General features: G+C 72.2%; 23 protein-coding genes and 1 riboswitch. Of the genes, 10 read left to right on the forward strand and 13 right to left on the reverse strand.

Features of this window, described 5'->3' with window-relative positions:
- Position 1 precedes the first annotated feature (1 nt).
- Together ACFV46_RS05965 and ACFV46_RS05970 are read right to left on the reverse strand one after the other, a co-directional pair.
- Positions 2–697, reverse strand: coding sequence for a copper homeostasis protein CutC (locus ACFV46_RS05965; protein ID WP_361922820.1), 696 nt, complete (start codon positions 695–697; stop codon positions 2–4).
- Between the two features lie 113 nt (positions 698–810).
- Positions 811–1485 carry a maleylpyruvate isomerase family mycothiol-dependent enzyme gene (locus tag ACFV46_RS05970; RefSeq protein WP_385497141.1) on the reverse strand — a complete coding sequence of 225 codons (675 nt, stop codon included), beginning with the start codon at positions 1483–1485 and terminating at the stop codon, positions 811–813.
- Positions 1486–1531: 46 nt separating this feature from the next.
- Here ACFV46_RS05970 and ACFV46_RS05975 point away from each other — a divergent pair, with 46 nt between their 5' ends.
- Positions 1532–2173 carry a hypothetical protein gene (locus tag ACFV46_RS05975; RefSeq protein WP_385497142.1) on the forward strand — a complete coding sequence of 214 codons (642 nt, stop codon included), beginning with the start codon at positions 1532–1534 and terminating at the stop codon, positions 2171–2173.
- A gap of 27 nt (positions 2174–2200) precedes the next feature.
- Positions 2201–3325 carry a GNAT family N-acetyltransferase gene (locus ACFV46_RS05980; protein WP_385497143.1) on the forward strand — a complete coding sequence of 375 codons (1125 nt, stop codon included), beginning with the start codon at positions 2201–2203 and terminating at the stop codon, positions 3323–3325.
- On the opposite strand, the gene ACFV46_RS05985 is transcribed toward ACFV46_RS05980, so the two are convergent.
- A complete protein-coding gene (locus ACFV46_RS05985; protein WP_108707483.1) occupies positions 3319–3588 on the reverse strand; it encodes a DUF4031 domain-containing protein in 270 nt (89 codons plus the stop codon). The two genes, ACFV46_RS05980 and ACFV46_RS05985, sit on opposite strands and share 7 nt — an antisense overlap.
- Positions 3585–3968, reverse strand: a complete 384-nt coding sequence (locus ACFV46_RS05990; protein WP_361922811.1) for a hypothetical protein — start codon at positions 3966–3968, stop codon at positions 3585–3587. The genes ACFV46_RS05985 and ACFV46_RS05990 overlap by 4 nt, the downstream gene beginning before the upstream one ends.
- A 55-nt stretch (positions 3969–4023) precedes the next feature.
- Here ACFV46_RS05990 and ACFV46_RS05995 point away from each other — a divergent pair, with 55 nt between their 5' ends.
- Both ACFV46_RS05995 and murQ read left to right on the forward strand, forming a co-directional pair.
- Positions 4024–4926, forward strand: a complete 903-nt coding sequence (locus ACFV46_RS05995) for a MurR/RpiR family transcriptional regulator (protein WP_385497144.1) — start codon at positions 4024–4026, stop codon at positions 4924–4926.
- Between the two features lie 38 nt (positions 4927–4964).
- Positions 4965–5900 carry an N-acetylmuramic acid 6-phosphate etherase gene (murQ, locus tag ACFV46_RS06000; RefSeq protein WP_376727101.1) on the forward strand — a complete coding sequence of 312 codons (936 nt, stop codon included), beginning with the start codon at positions 4965–4967 and terminating at the stop codon, positions 5898–5900.
- Here murQ and ACFV46_RS06005 read toward each other — a convergent pair.
- Complete coding sequence (locus tag ACFV46_RS06005) at positions 5848–6090, reverse strand: hypothetical protein (protein WP_361923707.1); 243 nt, start codon at positions 6088–6090, stop codon at positions 5848–5850. The two genes, murQ and ACFV46_RS06005, sit on opposite strands and share 53 nt — an antisense overlap.
- A gap of 115 nt (positions 6091–6205) precedes the next feature.
- Between ACFV46_RS06005 and ACFV46_RS06010 the strand changes: the two genes are divergently transcribed.
- From ACFV46_RS06010 to ACFV46_RS06025, 4 genes are read left to right on the forward strand one after another with little or no spacing between them, the layout of a single operon-like run.
- Complete coding sequence (locus ACFV46_RS06010; protein ID WP_385497145.1) at positions 6206–7045, forward strand: Scr1 family TA system antitoxin-like transcriptional regulator; 840 nt, start codon at positions 6206–6208, stop codon at positions 7043–7045.
- Complete coding sequence (locus ACFV46_RS06015) at positions 7029–7232, forward strand: DUF397 domain-containing protein (RefSeq protein WP_361922799.1); 204 nt, start codon at positions 7029–7031, stop codon at positions 7230–7232. The genes ACFV46_RS06010 and ACFV46_RS06015 overlap by 17 nt, the downstream gene beginning before the upstream one ends.
- A gap of 25 nt (positions 7233–7257) precedes the next feature.
- Positions 7258–7791 carry a DinB family protein gene (locus ACFV46_RS06020; RefSeq protein WP_376727099.1) on the forward strand — a complete coding sequence of 178 codons (534 nt, stop codon included), beginning with the start codon at positions 7258–7260 and terminating at the stop codon, positions 7789–7791.
- 42 nt (positions 7792–7833) lie between these two features.
- A complete protein-coding gene (locus ACFV46_RS06025) occupies positions 7834–8403 on the forward strand; it encodes a hypothetical protein (protein ID WP_361922794.1) in 570 nt (189 codons plus the stop codon).
- Positions 8404–8406: 3 nt separating this feature from the next.
- Here the strand turns inward: ACFV46_RS06025 and ACFV46_RS06030 are convergent, their stop codons facing one another.
- The 6 genes from ACFV46_RS06030 to thrC form a co-directional block, all read right to left on the reverse strand.
- Entirely contained in the window at positions 8407–9882 is a 1476-nt protein-coding gene (locus ACFV46_RS06030; RefSeq protein WP_385497146.1) for an MFS transporter, read from the reverse strand.
- 177 nt (positions 9883–10059) lie between these two features.
- Positions 10060–11187, reverse strand: coding sequence for an NADH:flavin oxidoreductase (locus ACFV46_RS06035; protein ID WP_385497147.1), 1128 nt, complete (start codon positions 11185–11187; stop codon positions 10060–10062).
- A 220-nt stretch (positions 11188–11407) separates the two neighbouring features.
- Entirely contained in the window at positions 11408–13030 is a 1623-nt protein-coding gene (gene groL, locus ACFV46_RS06040; RefSeq protein ID WP_361922785.1) for a chaperonin GroEL, read from the reverse strand.
- 310 nt (positions 13031–13340) lie between these two features.
- Positions 13341–13547 carry a cold-shock protein gene (locus tag ACFV46_RS06045; RefSeq protein WP_007493268.1) on the reverse strand — a complete coding sequence of 69 codons (207 nt, stop codon included), beginning with the start codon at positions 13545–13547 and terminating at the stop codon, positions 13341–13343.
- A gap of 444 nt (positions 13548–13991) precedes the next feature.
- Positions 13992–14267 (reverse strand): MoaD/ThiS family protein, encoded by a 276-nt coding sequence (locus ACFV46_RS06050; RefSeq protein WP_108707492.1) that lies wholly within the window; start codon positions 14265–14267, stop codon positions 13992–13994.
- Positions 14264–15547 (reverse strand): threonine synthase, encoded by a 1284-nt coding sequence (thrC, locus tag ACFV46_RS06055; protein WP_361922781.1) that lies wholly within the window; start codon positions 15545–15547, stop codon positions 14264–14266. Before thrC ends, ACFV46_RS06050 begins: the two co-directional genes overlap by 4 nt.
- An 18-nt stretch (positions 15548–15565) precedes the next feature.
- Positions 15566–15735, reverse strand: a riboswitch (SAM riboswitch).
- 186 nt (positions 15736–15921) lie between these two features.
- Between thrC and ACFV46_RS06060 the strand changes: the two genes are divergently transcribed.
- Together ACFV46_RS06060 and ACFV46_RS06065 are read left to right on the forward strand one after the other, a co-directional pair.
- Positions 15922–16866 carry a glucosyl-3-phosphoglycerate synthase gene (locus ACFV46_RS06060; protein WP_361922778.1) on the forward strand — a complete coding sequence of 315 codons (945 nt, stop codon included), beginning with the start codon at positions 15922–15924 and terminating at the stop codon, positions 16864–16866.
- Between the two features lie 94 nt (positions 16867–16960).
- On the forward strand, positions 16961–18373 hold the full coding sequence (locus ACFV46_RS06065) for a trehalose-6-phosphate synthase (RefSeq protein WP_385497149.1): 1413 nt from the start codon (positions 16961–16963) through the stop codon (positions 18371–18373).
- Positions 18374–18395: 22 nt separating this feature from the next.
- On the opposite strand, the gene otsB is transcribed toward ACFV46_RS06065, so the two are convergent.
- Together otsB and ACFV46_RS06075 are read right to left on the reverse strand one after the other, a co-directional pair.
- Complete coding sequence (gene otsB, locus ACFV46_RS06070) at positions 18396–19286, reverse strand: trehalose-phosphatase (protein ID WP_385497151.1); 891 nt, start codon at positions 19284–19286, stop codon at positions 18396–18398.
- Positions 19287–19327: 41 nt separating this feature from the next.
- Entirely contained in the window at positions 19328–19579 is a 252-nt protein-coding gene (locus ACFV46_RS06075) for a DUF3263 domain-containing protein (protein ID WP_062669042.1), read from the reverse strand.
- Positions 19580–19583 lie beyond the last annotated feature (4 nt).

Genomic DNA, 19583 nt, shown 5'->3' on the forward strand with positions numbered 1-19583 from the left:
GCTATGCCGGGGTGTCCAGCACCGTTCTCCATCGCGATACCGCCTCCGTCGAGACCGGGCCCGTCCAGCCGTCCGGGCGGGCCGCGCCGCCGATGTGGAAGGCGTCGATGCCCGCCGCCAGGAGGTCCGGGACGTGGTCGAGGCGCAGGCCGCCGCCGACCAGGACGCGCTGTTCGTAGCCGGGCTCGCCGTCCCGTGCCGCCTCCGCGAGCAGCGTGGGCAGGCCGTCGTCCACGCCGCCCGCCGCCCCCGCCGTGAGGTATGTGTCCAGGCCCGGCATCCCGTCGAGCTGCTTGCGCAGGGCGTCCCGGTCGGCGGCGCGGTCGATCGCCCGGTGGAACGTCCACCGGCACCCGTCCAGCTCCGGCACGACCCGCTCCATGGCGGCGAGGTCCACGCAGCCCTCGGCGTCGAGGAAGCCGAGCACGAACTCCTCGGCCCCGGCGTCCCGCAGTTCGCGTGCCGCGCGGACGACCCGTTCGACGTCCCCGACCGCGAACCCGTCGGCCAGCCGCAGCATCACGCGCAGATCGATGTCGACGGCGGCGCGGATCCCGGTGAACGTCTCGACGGGCGGGGTGAGCCCGTCCGCCGCCATGTCGGTGACGAGTTCGAGCCGGTCCGCACCCCCGGCCTGGGCGGCGACCGCGTCCTCCACGCCGAGGGCGATCACCTCCAGGACTGCACGCTCGCTCATGGGACCCCATTCCTCGGCATTCGACGGCGACTGGTGACGACTACAGGTCTAGTCCAATCAAAGCCTACGCCTGCCCATCCGGGGTCCCGCTCAACCCCGGGCCCGGAACGGGGTCACGCGAAGATGTTCAGCTCCCCCGGTTCCGCCCCGGCCAGCTCGTACGACGCCCCTGCCGCCGGGCGCCCCGCGTAGAGCCGTACGAGCGTGGTGGCGTCCCCGATGAAGCGCGCCGGGGGCCGGGGCGCGACGGGGTCGCCCAGCCGCAGGGGCTCGTCCACGTCGTCCAGGTCGGCCTGGAGCGGCACGTGCCGGCGCTCACGGGTGAGCCACGCCAGCAGGGCCAGCGCGTCGGGCAGCCCCGCCCCGGCGTACGCCCCCGGCTCGCCCAGCGCCTCGCGCACGTCACCGGCGTGCACCCACTCGCCGAGCCCGACCCCGTCCAGGGCCCCGCCCGCCTTGGCGATCACCGGCCCCGCCTCCGTCATCGCGTGCTCCAGCTCGTCGACGATCCGGGCGGTGCTCCATCCGGCCCGCTCGGCGATGTCCCGGTCGTTGGAGGCGGGCGAGAACACTCCTTCCTCCAGCCGGTCGTCCACGACCCGGGTCAGCGCGGCCGAGCAGTGCGCCAGCACGTCCCGCACCGACCACCCCGGGCAGGCGGCGGCCGGACGGGCGAAGTCCTCGTCGGTCCGGGTCCGCAGCAGCGGGACCAGGGTGTCCCGCTCGACGGCCAGCAGCCGCCCCGGCCGCTCTGGATCCCGTACGTCGTACACGTCTGCAGAAGTCATGCCGACCACGCTAGGGGCCGGAAGCGCCGGTGGGCAGAATGACGTCATGGCCGATCTCGATGATCTCCGCGCCCGCTGGCTGCGCACCCTGCTCGCCGCGCGCTCCGACGGCACCGCAGCGCCCGAGCCGTACGGGGAGGCGTTGCTGAAGCGCTGGTCCGAGCCGCAGCGGCGGTATCACACCGTGGACCATCTGGCGGCGGTGCTCGAGCACGTCGACGTGCTGGCCGAGCACGCCCGGGACGTCGAGGCCGTACGGCTCGCCGCCTGGTTCCACGACGCCGTGTACCTGCCCGAGCGGTCCGAGAACGAGGAGCGGTCCGCCCGGCTCGCCGAGCGGGCCCTTCCCGAGGCCGGGGTGCCCGCCGAGCGGACCGCCGAGGTGGCCCGGCTGGTGCGGCTCACCGTCACGCACGATCCGGCGCCCGACGACCCGAACGGCGAGGTGCTGTGCGACGCCGACCTCGCGATCCTCGCCGCGCCGCCGTCGGCGTACGCCGCCTACACGGCCGCCGTCCGCGAGGAGTACCACTTCGTCCCGAACGACGCCTTCCGCGCCGGGCGCGCCGACGTGCTGCGTCAACTCCTGACCCTGCCCAGCCTGTTCCGCACGCCGTACGGCCGGGAGACGTGGGAGGCGACCGCCCGCTACAACCTCTCCTCGGAGCTGGAAATGCTGTCGCTCTGAGCCATGCGGAGCCGTAGCCTGCACGGCATGCGACACATGGGCGGGGAACGCGTGACCGAGGCCGTGGCCGATGCCGTGGCGCTGCTGCGCACGGTGGCGGACCGGGACTGGGACGGGGTGAAGGCCGGGCGTCTGGACTGGAGTTGCCGTGCCACGGCCGAGCACGTCGCGGGTGACCTCATCGCCTACGCGGGGCAGCTCGCGGGGCGGGCGCGGCGCGCGTACGTCCCGTTCGAGATCACCCTGGACGAGGGCACCGGCAACGACGGGCTGCTCGACGTCGTCGAGACGACCGGCGTCCTGCTCACGGCGGTCCTGCGCACCACGCCGCCCGAGGTGCGCGCCTTCCACCCGTACCCGTTCCGCAGCGCGAACCGCGAGGGGTTCGCCGCGATGGGCGTCGCCGAGGTGCTGCTGCACACCCATGACATCGCCGTCGGGCTGGGGCTGGCCTACGAACCCCCGGCCCACCTCCCCCGGTTCGTGCTGACCACGATCTTCCCGGAGGTCCGCCCGGACGCGGATTCCTGGCGCACCCTGCTGTGGGCCACCGGACGCGGCGACCTGCCCGGCCGCGCCCCGGTCGACGCCTGGCGCTGGAAGAACGACCTCGTCCTCACCTCCGGGCGGCTCACCCTGCAGGGGCTCACCCCGGCCACGGCCGCCGATCTCGCCCAGGGCGGCGACGGCGGGTTCGACTGGGTCGTCGGCGGCCCCTACGAGGGGACGCGGGAGGCCGCCGGGATGCTGACGCAGGCGTACGAGGCGGGTCTGCACCGCCCCGAGTTCGGCGTGTTCGTCCTCGTACGGCGGGAGGACGGCCTCGCGGTCGGCGGGATCGGCTTCCACGGCGCCCCGGACGAGGAGGGCCGCGCGGAGATCGGCTACGACCTGGTGGAGGGCGCCCGCGGCCGGGGCTACGCGACGGAGGCGCTGGACGCCCTGTCCCGGTGGGCGCTGGCCCGCGACGACGTCCACAGCCTGTGCGCGACGGTCGAGGAGGACAACGCCCCCTCGCAGCGCGTCGCCGAGCGCGCCGGATACGTCCGCGCCGGCGCCGAGGAGGAACGCGCGGTCCAGGACCGGCACGAGTCGGAGGGCGCGCTCCTGCTGTACGTCCGCCGGGACCCGGGCACGCCGTCCGGTCAGTGACGCATGTCCTTCTTGCGCCGGCGCAGCCCGGCCCCGTACAGCAGCCGCACCACCTCGCGGCTGCTGACCTCCACCGCGCCGGCCCGGACCGCGTCGGCGTACCGGTGCGCGGGGAGGTCGTAGTGGTCCCGTTCGAACGCCCGGCGCGGGACGCCGATGCCGTCGGCGAAGCGGTGCAGCTCGTCGTAGGAGACGTCGCTGACGACGTGCGACCACAGGCGGCCGTGGCCCGGCCAGGTGGGCGGGTCGATGTAGATCGTCACGCGGGCGGCGTCCCGCCGAGCGCGGACCCGAGCGAGCCGACCGCCGCGACCTTCACCCCGGCCTTGTGGCACACCCAGTGCGGGTCGGGGCCCAGTTCGGGCTCGACGTCCAGCGCGTGCGGCTCGCCGGTGCCGCACGCCGGGCACAGCGGCCAGCGGCCGTGCCGGTCCAGCAGCGCGTCCTGCACGTCCTGGGCGACCAGTCCCGCCACGTACGCGGCGCCGTCCGGCCACTGCTCCACCCACCAGCGCCGTTCGGCGACGGACTGCTCCACCAGGGAGACGACGTCCGCCTCGGCGACCTCGTCGGCGGCCAGGTCGGCGAGCACCAGGGCGCGGGCCGTGTGCAGCGCCTGTTCGAGCGGGGTGACGGGGTCCATGCGTCTATTGTGCGCACTCTTGACCACGACCCGGCATTGAAAATACGTTTCATATGTGACCAATGACGTGAAGGAAACTTTCGGCCGCGCGCCCGCGCCCGCCGCCCTCGCGGCCAAGGTGCGCACGCTCGCCCCGTCGATGACCCGCTCCATGCAGCGCGTCGCCGAAGCGGTGGCGAACGACCCTGCGGGCTGTGCCGCCCTCACGGTCACCGGACTCGCCGAGCTCACCGGCACCAGCGAGGCCACCGTCGTGCGCACCGCCCGCCTCCTCGGCTACCCCGGCTACCGCGACCTGCGGCTCGCCCTGGCCGGCCTGGCCGCCCAGCAGGAGTCGGGCCGCGCCCCCGCCATCACCACCGACATCGCGGTGGACGACCCGATCGCCGACGTCGTCGCCAAGCTGGCCTACGACGAGCAGCAGACCCTCGCCGACACGGCGGCCGGTCTCGACACCGTCCAGCTGGGCGCGGCGGTCACCGTCGCCGCGGCGGCCCGCCGGATCGACGTGTACGGCATCGGGGCGAGCGGGCTGGTCGCCCAGGACCTCACCCAGAAGCTGCTGCGGATAGGGCTGATAGCGCACGCGCACAGCGATCCGCACCTCGCGGTGACGAACGCCGTCCAGCTGCGCGCCGGCGACGTGGCCATCGCGATCACGCACTCCGGCTCCACCGGGGACGTCATCGAGCCGCTGCGGGTCGCCTTCGAGCGCGGGGCCACCACCGTCGCGATCACCGGCCGCCCCGACGGCCCGGTCACGCAGTACGCCGACCACGTCCTCACGACGTCGACGGCCCGCGAGAGCGAGCTGCGCCCGGCCGCGATGTCGTCCCGCACGAGCCAGCTCCTCGTCGTGGACTGCCTGTTCGTCGGGGTGGCCCAGCGGACGTACGACACCGCGGCACCGGCGCTGGCCGCCTCCTACGAGGCCCTGGCCCACCGGCACCGCCGCTAGCGTCACCGTCGTCGAGCAACGAAGAGAGCCGCCCGCGCATGACCTCCGCTTCCACTCCTCGTGACCTCCGCGCCGAGCTGGAGACCCTGACCACCGAGGCGTTCCGGCCCGAGTTCGCCGAGATCGACCGGCTGCCGACCCTGGACATCGCCCGGCTCATGAACGGCGAGGACGGCTCGGTGCCCGCCGCCGTCGCCCGGCGGCTGCCCGAGATCGCCGCCGCCGTGGACGCCGTGGCGGAGCGGATGGCGCGCGGCGGGCGCCTCGTCTACGCGGGCGCGGGCACGGCGGGCCGGCTGGGCGTGCTCGACGCCTCCGAGTGCCCGCCCACCTTCAACACCGATCCGGGGCAGGTCGTCGGCGTCATCGCGGGCGGCCCGCAGGCCGTCGTCACCTCCGTGGAGGGGGCCGAGGACTCCGCCGAGCTGGCCCGCGCCGACCTCGACGCCCTCGCGCTGACCCCGCTCGACACGGTGGTCGGCGTCTCGGCGTCCGGACGCACCCCCTACGCCGTCGGCGCGGTCGAACACGCCCGGCGGCTCGGCGCGTTGACGATCGGCCTGTCCTGCAACGCGGACAGCGCGCTGGCGGCCGCCGCCGAGCACGGCATCGAGGTCGTCGTCGGCCCCGAGCTGCTGACCGGCTCGACCCGGCTGAAGGCCGGCACCGCCCAGAAGCTGGTCCTCAACATGCTGTCGACGATCACGATGATCCGGCTCGGCAAGACGTACGGGAACCTGATGGTCGACGTCCGCGCCTCCAACGAGAAGCTGCGGGCCCGCTCCCGCCGGATCGTCTCCCTCGCCACGGGCGCGGACGACGCGGCCGTCGAACGGGCCCTGACGGAGGCGGACGGCGAGGTCAAGGCGGCGATCCTCGTCCTCCTCGCGGACGTCGACGGCCCGAGGGCCACCGAGCTGCTCAGCGCGGCGAAGGGGCATCTGCGGGTGGCGCTGCGAGAGGCGGGCGCCTGACCTCCGCCGCGTCCCGGAGCACGGCCAGCAGCCGCTCGGCGGTCCGTACGTTGCAGCGCCCCAGCTGCACGAGCGCGAACGGCTCCTTGCCGGCCCCGGTGACGGGGTCCACGCACAGGGAGGGCAGGACGACACCGACGGCCGCGAGCGCTTCACGCAGGGCCGCGACGATCTCTTCGGACGACCTCATGGGCGGTCACCTCTCCACGCTGAGTCACTGATTCGGTACACAGAGTGGCGGGTGAGTGCCTAGGCTGGCCAGAGGGGGTGTCCCAACACCCTCGGCTGTCCGACCGGGAGGTGTCATGCCGGGTCCCAAGGATCTCGATCCGTCGTCGTCGCCGCGCGCGCTGCTCGGCGCCGAGTTGCGCCACGCGCGCGAGAAGGCGGGGCTGAGCCAGGAGAAGCTGGGGCAACTGCTGTTCGTCAGCGGTTCGTTCGTCGGCCAGCTGGAGACCGGCACCCGCCGGATCCAGACCGGGCAGGCCCGCGTGCTGGACGAGGTGCTGGGGACCGGGGACTTCTTCCAGCGCAACTGCCGGGTGACGGCCACCTCCCGGTATCCGGAGCACTTCGCACAAGCGGCGGAGGCCGAGGCGACCGCCACAGAGATCCGCGAGTACGCACCGCTTCTCGTCCCCGGCCTGTTGCAGACGCCCGCCTACGCCGAGGCGGTGTGCCGCGCCTACCAGCCGACCGCCCCGCAGGAGACCATCGACCGGCTGGTGAGCGCGCGGATGGAGCGGACGCGCCTGCTCGGCGATCCAACACACCCGTTGTTGTGGGTGGTTCTGGACGAGGCCGCGCTGCGGCGGCTCACCGGCGGGCCCGAGGTGATGGCGGAGGCCCTGCGGCACATCGCCGCCCTCGTGCGCCGCAGCCGGGTCATCGTCCAGGTGCTGCCCTTCGAGGCCGGGGCCCACGCCGCCATGCAGGGCGCGCTCAAGCTGATGGACTTCGCCGACGCACCGCCGCTCGTCTACTTCGAGGGGATCGGCACCGGACGGCTGGAGGACGACCCCGCCACGGTCCGCCGCCGACGGCACACCTACGACCTGCTCGCGGCCTGCGCGCTCTCTCCCCGGAAGTCCCTGGCCCTCATCGAGGCCATGGCCCAGGATTACGCGCATGAGGAGCATCCCTGAGCAGGACCTGAAGGCGGCCACCTGGCACAAGTCCCGTCACAGCGGCGGCGACGGCGGCAACTGCCTCGAAGTCACCCACGACTTCCCCTCCGTCGTCCCCGTCCGTGACTCCAAGACCCCGCACGGCCCCACCCTCGTCTTCTCCGGGACCGTCTGGGCGACCTTCGTCGAAGCGGTCAGGATCTGACCTAATCGGCTTCTACGGTGGGCTCATGACCGACACCACGAACACCACCGTCGTAGACGAGCGCGCCGACCTGCTGGAGGCGCTCGCCAAGCACCGGCACTTCCTGCGGTTCACCACGCGTGACCTGACCGACGAGCAGGCCGGCGCCCGGACCACCGCCAGCGCGCTGTGTCTGGGCGGGCTGATCAAGCACGTCGCGTCGGTGGAGCGGAGCTGGGCCGCCTTCATCGTGGAGGGGCCGTCGGCGATGCCCGACTTCTCCGCGATGACCGAGGCGGACTTCGCGAAGCGGGCCGACGAGTTCAGGATGCTGCCGGGCGAGACGCTGGCCGGTGTGCTGGCGGAGTACGAGGAGGTCGCCCGGAGCACCGACGAGCTGGTCGCGAAGCTCCCGGACCTGAACGCCTCCCACCCGCTGCCCCGGGCGCCGTGGAACGACGCGGACGCCCGCTGGTCGGCCCGCAGGGTGCTGCTGCACATCATCGCCGAGACCGCGCAGCACGCCGGGCACGCCGACATCATCCGGGAGTCCCTGGACGGTGCGAGGACGATGGGCTGACGAGATGGCGTAAAGGGGTGGGGACTGCCCAGACTGGGGTCCATGAACCACGCCCAGATGACCGCCCTGGGCCGTGCTCTCCGTCTCGTCGGTGAGCACGGCGACGCCCTCACCGCGGACACGCCCGACGCCCGGCTGCACGAGATGAAGGCGGATCTGCGCCGCGCGCTGGAGCTGCTGGACGAGAGCGTCACCGGCGCCGCGCCCGCGACGCGCTGCCCCGAGCATCCGAACGGGCCGGTCGACGAGAACGCGCACGACCTGTGTCTGCTCTGCGAGACCCGCCGCCGGGCCGCGCGGCGCTCGGAGTTCAACGGCCCGGACGTGCCCCGCTCCCCCGAGCGCACGGCACCCTCCCGGTACGGGGTGCGGGGCGACCGCCCGCAGCCCCAGCAGCGCTGGCTGCCGGAGCTGTGGAACGGGCAGGAGTGGCAGTTGTGCGGCACACCGCGCCGCGACCGCCGGGAGGCCGAGCTGTATCTCGCCGCCCAGCGGCGCGGGCCGCGCCCCGCGATGGCCTACCGGCTGGTGCACGAGTTCACCGACTACGAGGTGCTGCGGATCTGGGGCACCCCGGTGAAGGTGGACATCGAGCCGCTGGGCAATCTGTAGCCGCTACTTCACCGTGGCGGGCTCGGGGGCCGACTCGGCGGCGGGCTCGCCGGGGCCGGAGGTGTCCGGCTTCGGGATGAAGGACGCCACCACGAACGCGAGCAGTGCCGCGCCGGCGCCGACCGCGAGGACCACCTTGAAGGCGTTCTCGGACGGCAGGGCGTAGCCGCCGAGGTCCGTGGTCATCTGGGCGAGGATCACCCCCGCGACCGCGCTCGCGGTCGACGTGCCGAGGGAGCGCATCAGCGTGTTGAGGCTGTTGGCGGCGGCCGTCTCCGACGCGGGGACGGCCCCCATGATCAGGGCCGGCATGGAGCCGTAGGCGAAGCCGATGCCCATGCCGATGACGCAGGCCACCAGGATGAAGTGCCAGACCTCGGACATCAGGACGATGTTGAGGCCGTAGCCCGCGGCGACGACGAGGACGCCGATCATCAGCGTGACCTTGGGGCCCCTGGTCCGGGAGATCGCCGCCGACACGGGGGCCGTGACCATCATGACCAGGCCGGAGGGGGCCAGGCACAGGCCCGCGACCAGCATCGACCTGCCGAGGCCGTAGCCGGTCCCGGCGGGCAGCTGGAGCAGCTGCGGGAGCACCAGGCTCATCGCGAACATCGCGAAGCCCACCGCGATGGACGCCAGGTTGGTGACGAGCACCTGGCGGCGGGCCGTCGTGCGCAGGTCGACCAGCGGCTCGGCGGTGCGCAGCTCCCACCAGCCCCACACGAGCAGGATCACGACGGCCGCCACGAACAGGCCGACCGTGGTGCCGCTGCCCCAGCCCCAGTCGGCGCCCTTGGAGATGACCAGCAGCAGGCAGACGAGGCCGGCCGCCATGCCGACGCCGCCGACGACGTCGAAGCGCCCGCCGGTGCGCACCCGCGACTCGGGGACGAACAGCAGCACGCAGATCAGCGCGACGACCCCCATGGCCGCCGACGTCCAGAACAGCATGTGCCAGTCGAAGTTGTCCGCGATGAGGGCGGCGGCGGGCAGGCCGAGGGCGCCGCCGATGCCGAGGGAGGCGCTCATCAGGGCGGTGGCGGAGCCGAGCCGCTCGGCGGGCAGTTCGTCGCGCATGATGCTGATGCCGAGCGGGATCACACCGGAGGCCAGGCCCTGGAGGACACGTCCCACGACCATCGGGACGAGCGACTCGCTGAACCCGCACGTCACGGACCCGACGATCAGCAGGACGACGCTGACGAGCAGCATCCGCCGCTTGCCGTACATGTCGCCGAGGCGGCCCATGACGGGCGTGGCGACGGCGGCGGCGAGCAGCGTGGCCGTGACCGCCCAGGCCGTGTCGGAGGCCGGGGCGTCCAGCAGCTTCGGCAGTTCCGGGACGATCGGGATGACCAGGGTCTGCATCAGCGAGACGACGATGCCCGCGAAGGCCAGGACCGCGACCACGGCGTTCGCCCTCGGCGGGGTGTCACCCCCGGCCACCGCGGTGGGAGGGGCAGGGGTGTGGGACATGGGATGCCTCCGTCGGGCGTGCGGGCGTGAGGGCCACGCACTGATTGACGAAGGCAACCTTAAGTCAGTTGATTGACTTACTCAACCGAACATGAGGGGACCCCCGGCCGTGCGGCACGGGGGTCGTGGGCCCGAGGGGGCCGGGGGTCAGCTGCCGGGGGTCGGCTTAGCCGGGGGTCAGCTGAGGGTCTTCAGCGACGCCGCGTCGTACGGCTTCAGCTCGTCGAAGCGGCCGTCGAGGACCTTCGCGGCCCACTGCGGGTCCTGCAGGAGGGCCCGGCCGACGGCCACCATGTCGTACTCCTCGCGCTCCAGCGCGTCCAGCAGGTCGTCGAAGCCCTTGGTGACGGAGCCCTCTCCGGCGAACGCCCGAATGAAGTCGCCGTCGAGGCCGACCGAACCGACCGTGATGGTGGCCTTGCCGGTCAGCTTCTTCGTCCAGCCCGCGAGGTTGAGGTCGGAGCCGTCGAACTCCGGGATCCAGTAGCGGCGGGTGGAGGCGTGGAAGGCGTCGACACCGGCCGCGGCGAGCGGTGCCAGGATGGCCTCCAGCTCCTGCGGGGTCTCGGCGAGGCGCGCGTCGTACGCCTCCTGCTTCCACTGCGAGTAGCGGAAGATCACCGGGAAGGAGGGGGACACCCGCTCGCGCACGGCGGCCACGATCTCCGCGGCGAAGAGCGTGCGGGCGACCGGGTCGCCGCCGTAGGCGTCGGTGCGGCGGTTGGTGCCCGACCACAGGAACTGGTCGACGAGGTAGCCGTGGGCGCCGTGGATCTCCACGCCGTCGAAGCCGATGCGCTCGGCGGCCGCGGCGGCGTCGGCGAAGGCGCCGATCACGTCGTCCAGGTCCTGCCGGGTCATCGCCCGGCCGGTGGGCTCGTCGGCACCGATGCGCAGCCCCGAGGGCCCGACGGCCGGGGCGTCCGTGAAGGGCGGCTGGCCCTGCTCGCGGACCATGCCGATGTGCCACAGCTGCGGCACGATCGTGCCGCCCGCCGCGTGCACCGCCTCGGCGACCTTCGCCCACCCGGCGAGCTGCTCCTCGCCGTGGAACCGGGGCACCCGGCCGCTCTGCCCGGCCGAGGGGTGCCCGACATAGGTGCCCTCGGTGACGATCAGGCCGACGCCGGCCGCCGCACGCCGCGCGTAGTACGACCGGACGTCCTCACCGGGGACGCCGCCCGGCGAGAACATCCGGGTCATCGGCGCCATCACGATGCGGTTCGGGACGGTGAGGCCGTTGATCACGGCGGGCCGGGACAGGATCTCGGCCGCTCGGGAGGCGGTGGGCTGGGCGAGGGTCATACGGGGGGCTCCTCGGGAGGGGTTCCGGTCGACTGACCGAGCAGTATGTGCATGTGCATTGTTGCACCACCTTAAGCACTTCTCGGTGCCTCGCGCACCCCGCTCGCCGCCCCGCCCCGCTGTGAGCCCGGACACGCCGAAGGGCGGCACCTCCTGCGAACAGGAAGCACCGCCCTCCGTGTAGGACGTGGACCGTCCGGAGCCGGAGCCCCGTGGACGATCAGAAGTCCATGTCACCGCCCGGCATGCCGCCGCCGGCCGGGGCCGCGGCCTTCTCCGGCTTGTCGGCGATGACGGCCTCGGTGGTGAGGAACAGCGCGGCGATCGACGCGGCGTTCTGCAGCGCGGAGCGCGTCACCTTGGCCGGGTCGATGATGCCCTCGGCGACCAGGTCGACGTACTCACCGGTCGCGGCGTTCAGGCCGTGACCCGGGGTGAGGTTGCGGACCTTCTCCACCACGACGCCGCCCTCGAGGCCGGCGTTGACCGCGATCTGCTTCAGCGGGGCCTCGAGCGCCAGCTTCACGGCGGCGGCACCGGTGGCCTCGTCGCCCTCCAGCTCCAGCTTCTCGAAGACCTGGGAGGCCTGCAGCAGGGCCACGCCACCACCGGCGACGATGCCCTCCTCGACGGCCGCCTTGGCGTTGCGCACGGCGTCCTCGATGCGGTGCTTGCGCTCCTTGAGCTCCACCTCGGTGGCGGCACCGGCCTTGATGACCGCGACACCGCCGGCGAGCTTCGCCAGGCGCTCCTGCAGCTTCTCGCGGTCGTAGTCCGAGTCGCTGTTCTCGATCTCGGCGCGGATCTGGTTGACCCGGCCCTGGACCTGCTCGGAGGAGCCGGCACCGTCGACGATCGTGGTCTCGTCCTTGGTGATGACGACCTTGCGGGCCTTGCCCAGGAGGTCCAGGGAGGTGTTCTCGAGCTTGAGACCGACCTCCTCGGAGATGACCTCGCCGCCGGTGAGGATGGCGATGTCGTTCAGCATCGCCTTGCGGCGGTCGCCGAAGCCCGGGGCCTTGACCGCGACGGACTTGAAGGTGCCGCGGATCTTGTTGACGACCAGGGTCGACAGGGCCTCGCCCTCGACGTCCTCGGCGATGATCAGCAGCGGCTTGCCCGACTGCATGACCTTCTCCAGGAGCGGGAGCAGGTCCTTGACGTTGGCGATCTTGGAGTTCGCGATCAGGATGTACGGGTCGTCGAGGACGGCCTCCATACGCTCCATGTCGGTGGCGAAGTACGCCGAGATGTAGCCCTTGTCGAAGCGCATACCCTCGGTGAGCTCCAGCTCCAGACCGAAGGTCTGGGACTCCTCGACGGTGATGACGCCTTCCTTGCCGACCTTGTCCATGGCCTCGGCGATGAGCTCGCCGATCTGGGTGTCGGCGGCGGAGATGGAGGCCGTGGAAGCGATCTGCTCCTTGGTCTCGACATCCTTCGCCTGCTCCAGCAGGGCGGCGCTGACGGCCTCGACGGCACGCTCGATGCCGCGCTTGAGGGCCATCGGGTTGGCGCCGGCGGCCACGTTGCGCAGGCCCTCCTTGACCAGGGCCTGGGCGAGGACGGTCGCGGTGGTCGTACCGTCACCGGCGACGTCGTCCGTCTTCTTGGCGACTTCCTTGACCAGCTCGGCGCCGATCTTCTCGTACGGGTCCTCGAGCTCGATCTCCTTGGCGATGGACACACCATCGTTGGTGATCGTGGGGGCGCCCCACTTCTTCTCGAGGACGACGTTGCGGCCCTTGGGGCCGAGCGTCACCTTGACGGCGTCCGCGAGCTGGTTCATGCCGCGCTCGAGGCCGCGCCGCGCCTCCTCGTCGAACGCGATGATCTTGGCCATGTGAAGTGGTCCCTCCAGGACTGGGGGTGATTCCTTCGGACCGCGCCCGCGCCCGCGACGGACGGCTCGCCGGCCGCGTGGTTCCTTGCCCCACCTGGCCTGCGGGCCTCACCGACCCGGTCCTCCTTTGTCACTCTCACCTTCAGAGTGCTAACGCCAATGATTAGCACTCGGGGTACGAGAGTGCAAGGCGCCCGGGCCTCGCGCCCGTCGGCACACGGGGGCGCGAGGGCACGGCGAAGGGCCCGCGCCCCCCAGGAGGCGCGGGCCCTTCGAAGAAGAACGTCGCTGCTGTTCGTCGACGCGTGCTTCAGCCGGTCGCCAGCCGGACCATGTCCGCCTGCGGCCCCTTCTGACCCTGCGAGATCTCGAAATCGACCCGCTGGCCCTCTTCCAGGGTGCGGTACCCGTCCATCTGGATCGCGCTGTAGTGGACGAAAACATCCGCACCACCGTCGACCGCGATGAAGCCGTACCCCTTCTCCGCGTTGAACCACTTGACGGTGCCCTGAGCCATGCCTAACTCCCCTATTACTGGCCCTTGCACAGATCCACACTTCGCGGATCCGGGTCAGACCTCACCCCCCAAATCGGTCGGGGGCGTGCGCCGGAACGCGTCGACCGCGGCTGAATGTATCTGCCCAACTGCCGTCTGCAACAGGTCAATCGGACGAGAAATCCGGGCACGACCGGTCGGGAATGTGGCGACAATTCCGCTGACTTCAGGTCAAGTCGGGCCGGGCAAACGGAACAAAAGCCGCATAGGACCCGCGGAGTTTGGCTACTTCTTGTCGGGTCGGCGGCAGAAATCAAAGACGGCCGGTCCGGGGACCGGCGGTGCGTTCCCCAACTGTACCCCGCTCAATCACACAGAATTGCCTCCTCCGCTTCTCTCACGGAGGAGGCAATTCGATGAACGCTCGGTAACCGGGATTACCGAAGGTAATGTTCGGTCATCCGGTCAGCCGCCGGCGACGGCCGGAATGATGGAGACGCCGGCACCGTCCGGGGTCGCGGTCTCAAGACCCTGCTCGAAACGCACGTCGTCGTCGTTGACGTAGACGTTGACGAAGCGCCGGAGCTTGCCCTGGTCGTCCAGCACCCGGGCCGCGATCCCCGTGTGGTTCTTCTCGAGGTCGGAGATGACCTCGGCCAGGGTGGCGCCCTCGGCGGCGACCTCGGCCCGCCCGCCGGTGTAGGTGCGCAGGATGGTCGGGATGCGAACGGTCACGCTCATGCGAGGCCAGCCTCTCGGAAGGAGTCAAGGTTGGGACGAATCGTCGCGGTGAGGCCCGTACCCGCCACCGCGTCCAGCGTCTTGAGGCCGTCGCCGGTGTTCAGGACGACGGTGGTCTTGGCGGGGTCGAGCACCCCGCTCTCGATGAGCTTCTTCGTGACGCCCACGGTCACGCCGCCCGCGGTCTCGGCGAAGACGCCCTCGGTCCGCGCGAGCAGCTTGATCGCCGCGACGATCTCGGCGTCCGTCACGTCCTCCACCGCGCCGCCCGTGCGGCGGGCGATGTCCAGGACGTAGGGGCCGTCGGCCGGGTTGCCGATGGCGAGCGACTTGGCGATGGTGTCCGGCTTCTGCGGGCGGACCACGTCGTGACCGGCCTTGAAGGCGGTGGACACCGGCGAGCAGCCCTCGGCCTGGGCGCCGAAGATCTTGTACGGCTTGTCCTCGACCAGGCCGAGCTTGATCAGCTCCTGGAGCCCCTTGTCGATCTTCGTGAGCTGCGAGCCGGAGGCGATCGGCACGACGAGCTGGTCCGGCAGCCGCCAGCCGAGCTGCTCGCAGATCTCGTACGCGAGCGTCTTGGAGCCCTCGGCGTAGTACGGCCGCAGGTTGACGTTCACGAAGCCCCAGCCCTCGCCGGCGGGGTCGCCGATCAGCTCGGAGCAGAAACGGTTCACGTCGTCGTAGTTGCCCTCGATGCCGACGAGCTCGCCGCCGTAGACCGCGGCCATGACGACCTTGCCCTGCTCCAGGTCGTGCGGGATGAACACGCACGAGCGGAAGCCGGCGCGGGCCGCGGCGGCGCCCACCGCGCCGGCGAGGTTGCCGGTCGACGAGCAGGACAGGGTGGTGAAGCCGAAGGCGCGCGCGGCCTCCAGGGCCTGCGCGACCACGCGGTCCTTGAAGCTGTGCGTCGGGTTGCCGGAGTCGTCCTTGACGTACAGGCCGCCGGTGACGCCCAGTTCGCGGGCGAGGTTGTCGGCCTTGACGAGCTTGGTCCAGCCGGGGTTGATGTTCGGCTTGTCCGCCACGTCGGCCGGGACGGGCAGCAGGGGCGCGTAGCGCCAGATGTTCGCGGGGCCCGCCTCGATGCTCTGACGGAGCTTCTCGGTGTCGTAGCCCGAGAAGTCGTAGGCGATCTCCAGCGGGCCGAAACACTCCTCGCAGGCGAAGACCGGGCCGAGCGGGACCCGGTGGCCGCACTCGCGACAGGACAGCGCGGCGGCGGGACCGAGGTCTACGGTGGAGTCGGTGCTGCTTGCAACAGTCTGCACAGCCATGTGAGGCGAGGCCCTTTCTCCTCATCTTCCTCACGACGCATCTCGCCGTGAGACGGATTTGGCACCTTCCCTAGCCGGGAGCCTCGCGGAGACGATCAACGGTGACGATCGACGCTGATCTACGAGAACCGACTGGAGGGTTGCCGGGGCTTCATCGGGCCGTGTCCCTCTGCCCCTCTGGATGAGCGGTATGCGGTTGTCCTGCGGTTGTGAACGCCGGGCGACCCTGACATGCGATGGTCACTCGCGTTGTTCAAGACTGTAACCGAAGGCCAGGACAGTTGAGAGAGCAGTCCGAACCGCGAGATGGATCACCGAGGTCGTTCGACCGATTCGTCAGTTCGACAGAATGCGACAGTGAGGAGCCGCCGACCGTGCTGGAAGAAGTCGAGCGCTGGCTGATCAGCCGCTCCTGGTCCCTGGCCGACCGTCCGCTGCACCATGTGCTGGCCGCCAAGCAGCGCTCGGGCCAGTCGGTCTCGGTCGTCCTGCCCGCCCTCAACGAGGAGGAGACGGTCGGCGACATCGTCGCGATCATCGCCCACGACCTCGTGCACCAGGTGCCGCTGGTCGACGAGATCGTCGTCGTCGACTCCGGGTCCACCGACCGCACCGCCCAGGTCGCCGCGGCGGCCGGGGCGCGGGTCGTCCACCGCGACGACATCCTGCCCCGCATCCCCGCCGTGCCCGGCAAGGGCGAGGTGCTGTGGCGCTCGCTGCTGGTGACGGGCGGGGACATCGTCTGCTTCGTCGACGCCGACCTGCGGGAATTCTCCTCCGACTTCGTCCTCGGCATCGTCGGCCCGCTGCTCACCGACCCCGGCGTCGACCTGGTCAAGGCGATGTACGACCGCCCGCTCGGCGGCGCGTCCGGGCAGGGCGGCCGGGTCACCGAGCTGATGGCCCGCCCCCTGCTGAACATGCACTGGCCGCAGCTGGCCGGATTCGTGCAGCCGCTCGGCGGCGAGTACGCGGCCCGGCGCAGCCTCCTTGAGCAGCTGCCCTTCCCGGTCGGGTACGGCGTCGAGCTGGGCATGCTGGTGGACGCCCTGCATCTGGTGGGCCTGGACGCCCTCGCGCAGGTGGACGTCGGGGTGCGCAAGCACCGGCACCAGGACGGGCAGGCGCTGGGGCGCATGTCCGCGGCGATCTACCGCACCGCCCAGCTGCGGCTGGCGCGCGGGCATCTGGTGCGCCCGGCGCTGACCCAGTTCGAGCGCGGCCAGGACGGTTTCGAGCCACGGACGTACTCGGTGGACACCGAGGAACGGCCGCCCATGGTGGAGATCGCGGAGTACGCGGCGCGCAAGGTCGCGTGAACGCGGCATCCCGGCCGTATACAGCGCGTACGTGAGCCCCCACTGAGCCGAACCGCACGTTTGAGCGTTTCCGGGCCGGGCTAGGTTGAGGCGTATGGCTTCCTCGCAGACTGCTGCCCAGGTACTGGTCGCCTCGAACCGCGGCCCGGTCTCGTACGAGGTGCGCGACGACGGTTCGCTGCACAGCAAGAGGGGCGGCGGAGGCATGGTCTCCGGGCTGTCGGCGATCGGGCCGGACGCGGGCGCCCTGTGGGTGTGCTCGGCGCTGTCCGACGGCGACCGCGAGGCGGTGCGCCGCGGCGCCGGCGAGGACGGCGTGCTGATGCTGGACATCCCGGCGGACGTGCACGCGGACGCCTACAACGGCATCGCGAACTCGGTCCTGTGGTTCGTGCACCACATGCTCTACCAGACCCCGGTGGAGCCGGTGTTCGACGCGGAGTTCCGGCGGCAGTGGGCCTCGTACGAGACCTACAACCGCGCCTTCGCCGAGGCCCTGGCCGAGCGGGCGGCCCCCGGGGCGGCCGTGCTGGTGCAGGACTACCACCTGACGCTGGTGCCCGGGATGCTGCGCGAGCTGCGCCCGGACCTGCGGATCGGGCACTTCTCGCACACGCCGTGGGCGCCGCCGGAGTACTTCGCGATGCTGCCCGACGACATCGCCCGGCAGGTGCTGGGCGGGATGCTCGGCGCGGACCGCCTCGGCTTCCTCACCCGGCGCTGGGCGGACGCCTTCGAGGCGTGCTGCGAGCGGTTCGCCGGCGGGCTCGGCGGCACGCGGACCGGGGTGCACGGGCTGGGCGCGGACGCCGACTTCCTGCGGGCGCGGTCGCACGAGGACGACGTGGCCGAGCGGATGACGGCGCTGCGCGAGGAGATCGGCACCGCCCCCGACGGCTCGCCCCGCCGCACGGTGGTCCGGGTCGACCGCACCGAGCTGTCGAAGAACATCGTGCGCGGGCTGCTGGCGTACCGGCAGCTGCTGGACGACCATCCCGAGTGGCGCGAGCGGGTGGTGCACGTCGCCTTCGCCTACCCCTCGCGGCAGGACCTCGCCGTCTACCGCGACTACACGGCCGAGGTGCAGCGGGTCGCCCGGGAGATCAACGACGCGTACGGGACGCCCGGCTGGACGCCGGTCGTGCTGCACGTCAAGGACGACTTCGCGCGCTCCCTGGCCGCGTACCGGCTGGCCGACGTGGCTCTGGTGAACCCGATCCGGGACGGTATGAACCTGGTCGCCAAGGAGGTGCCGCTCGTCTCCGACGAGGGGTGCGTCCTGGTGCTGTCCCGCGAGGCCGGCGCCTTCGAGGAGCTCGGCGAGGACGCCGTCCCGGTCAACCCGTACGACGTGATCGCCACGGCCGAGGCGCTGCACGAGGCGCTGTCGGTGCCGCCGGCGGAACGGGCTGAACGCTCCAAGCGCCTTGCGGCCGCGGCGACGGCCCTGCCCCCCGCCCAGTGGTTCCTGGACCAGCTGAACGCGCTGCGCGACGAACAGGACTGAGCCGGGGGGCCGACGGTGAGGGTCAGCCGGTGGCCGACTTGATGCTCTCCGCCAGCGTGCGGAGCAGGGTGACGACGCCCTGCGGGCCGTTCACCACCAGGTCCGCGCGTTTCGAGAGGGCCGTGACCTCCTCGCTGCCGCTGCAGACCAGGAGGCCGGGGACGCCCTTGGCGCGCAGGTCGTCGACGGCGGCGTAGGCGGGGAGGTCGCCGAGGTCGTCGCCGGCGTAGAGGACCGCCTCGGCGCCCAGGTCGTGGGCGAGGTCGCGCAGGGCCTTGCCCTTGTCCATGCCGGGCGGGCGCAGTTCGAGGACCATCCGGCCGGGCTCGACGATCAGGCCGTTGCGTCCGGCGAGGTCGGTGAGCGGGCCGCGCAGGGCGTCGAAGGTGCCCTGCGGGTCGGCGGCGCGGCGCGTGTGCACGGCGACCGCGTGCCCCTTGTCCTCGATCCAGGTGCCGTCCTCGTGGCCGGCCAGCACGGCGGGCAGGGCCGCGCGGACGGCCGCGACCCCGGGGTGCGGGTCGGGCGCGGACACCTCGCCGCTCACCGCGTCCCAGCGCTCGGCGCCGTAGTGCCCCAGCACCACCAGGTGCTCCAGACCCGCGACCCCGGCGAAGCCGCCGTGGTGCACGGCCACCTCGGCGGGCCTGCCGGTGATCACGGCCACCGCGGCGACCTCGGGCGCGAGCGCGGCGAGCGCCGGCACCGCCTCCGGGTGGGCTCGGGCCTTCTCGGGGTCGGGCACGATCGGTGCGAGGGTCCCGTCGAAGTCCAGCGCGATCAGCGCGCGGGCGGGCCGGGCGAGCAGCGCGGCGAGCCCGTCCCGGCCGGGTCCGGTGGCCGGCTCCGGGAGGGTCGCGCCGCGCGAGGACGGGGACGGGGTCGGGTCGGTCTGGTCGTTGTGACGGGCCATGTTCGTGACCCTATCCAGCGGCGCCGGACCTATCCCTGCCGTCAGCGCTCCGCCCGGCGCGCCTCGCGCACCCGGCGCAGCCGGTTCACCGTCACCGGGTCGTGGGCCAGGGCCCGCGGGTCGTCCAGCAGGGCGTTGAGCAGCTGGTAGTAGCGCACGGGGGCGAGGCCCAGCTCCTCGCGTATGGCGCGCTCCTTGGCGCCGGGGCCGGAGAAGCCCCGGCGCTCCAGGGCGAGCACGGCCCGTTCGCGGTCGGCGAGGGCGGCGTCGGGCCGGTCCTGGTGCTGGTCCATGCCT

Source organism: Streptomyces sp. NPDC059852, assembly GCF_042731455.1.
Taxonomy (GTDB): domain Bacteria; phylum Actinomycetota; class Actinomycetes; order Streptomycetales; family Streptomycetaceae; genus Streptomyces.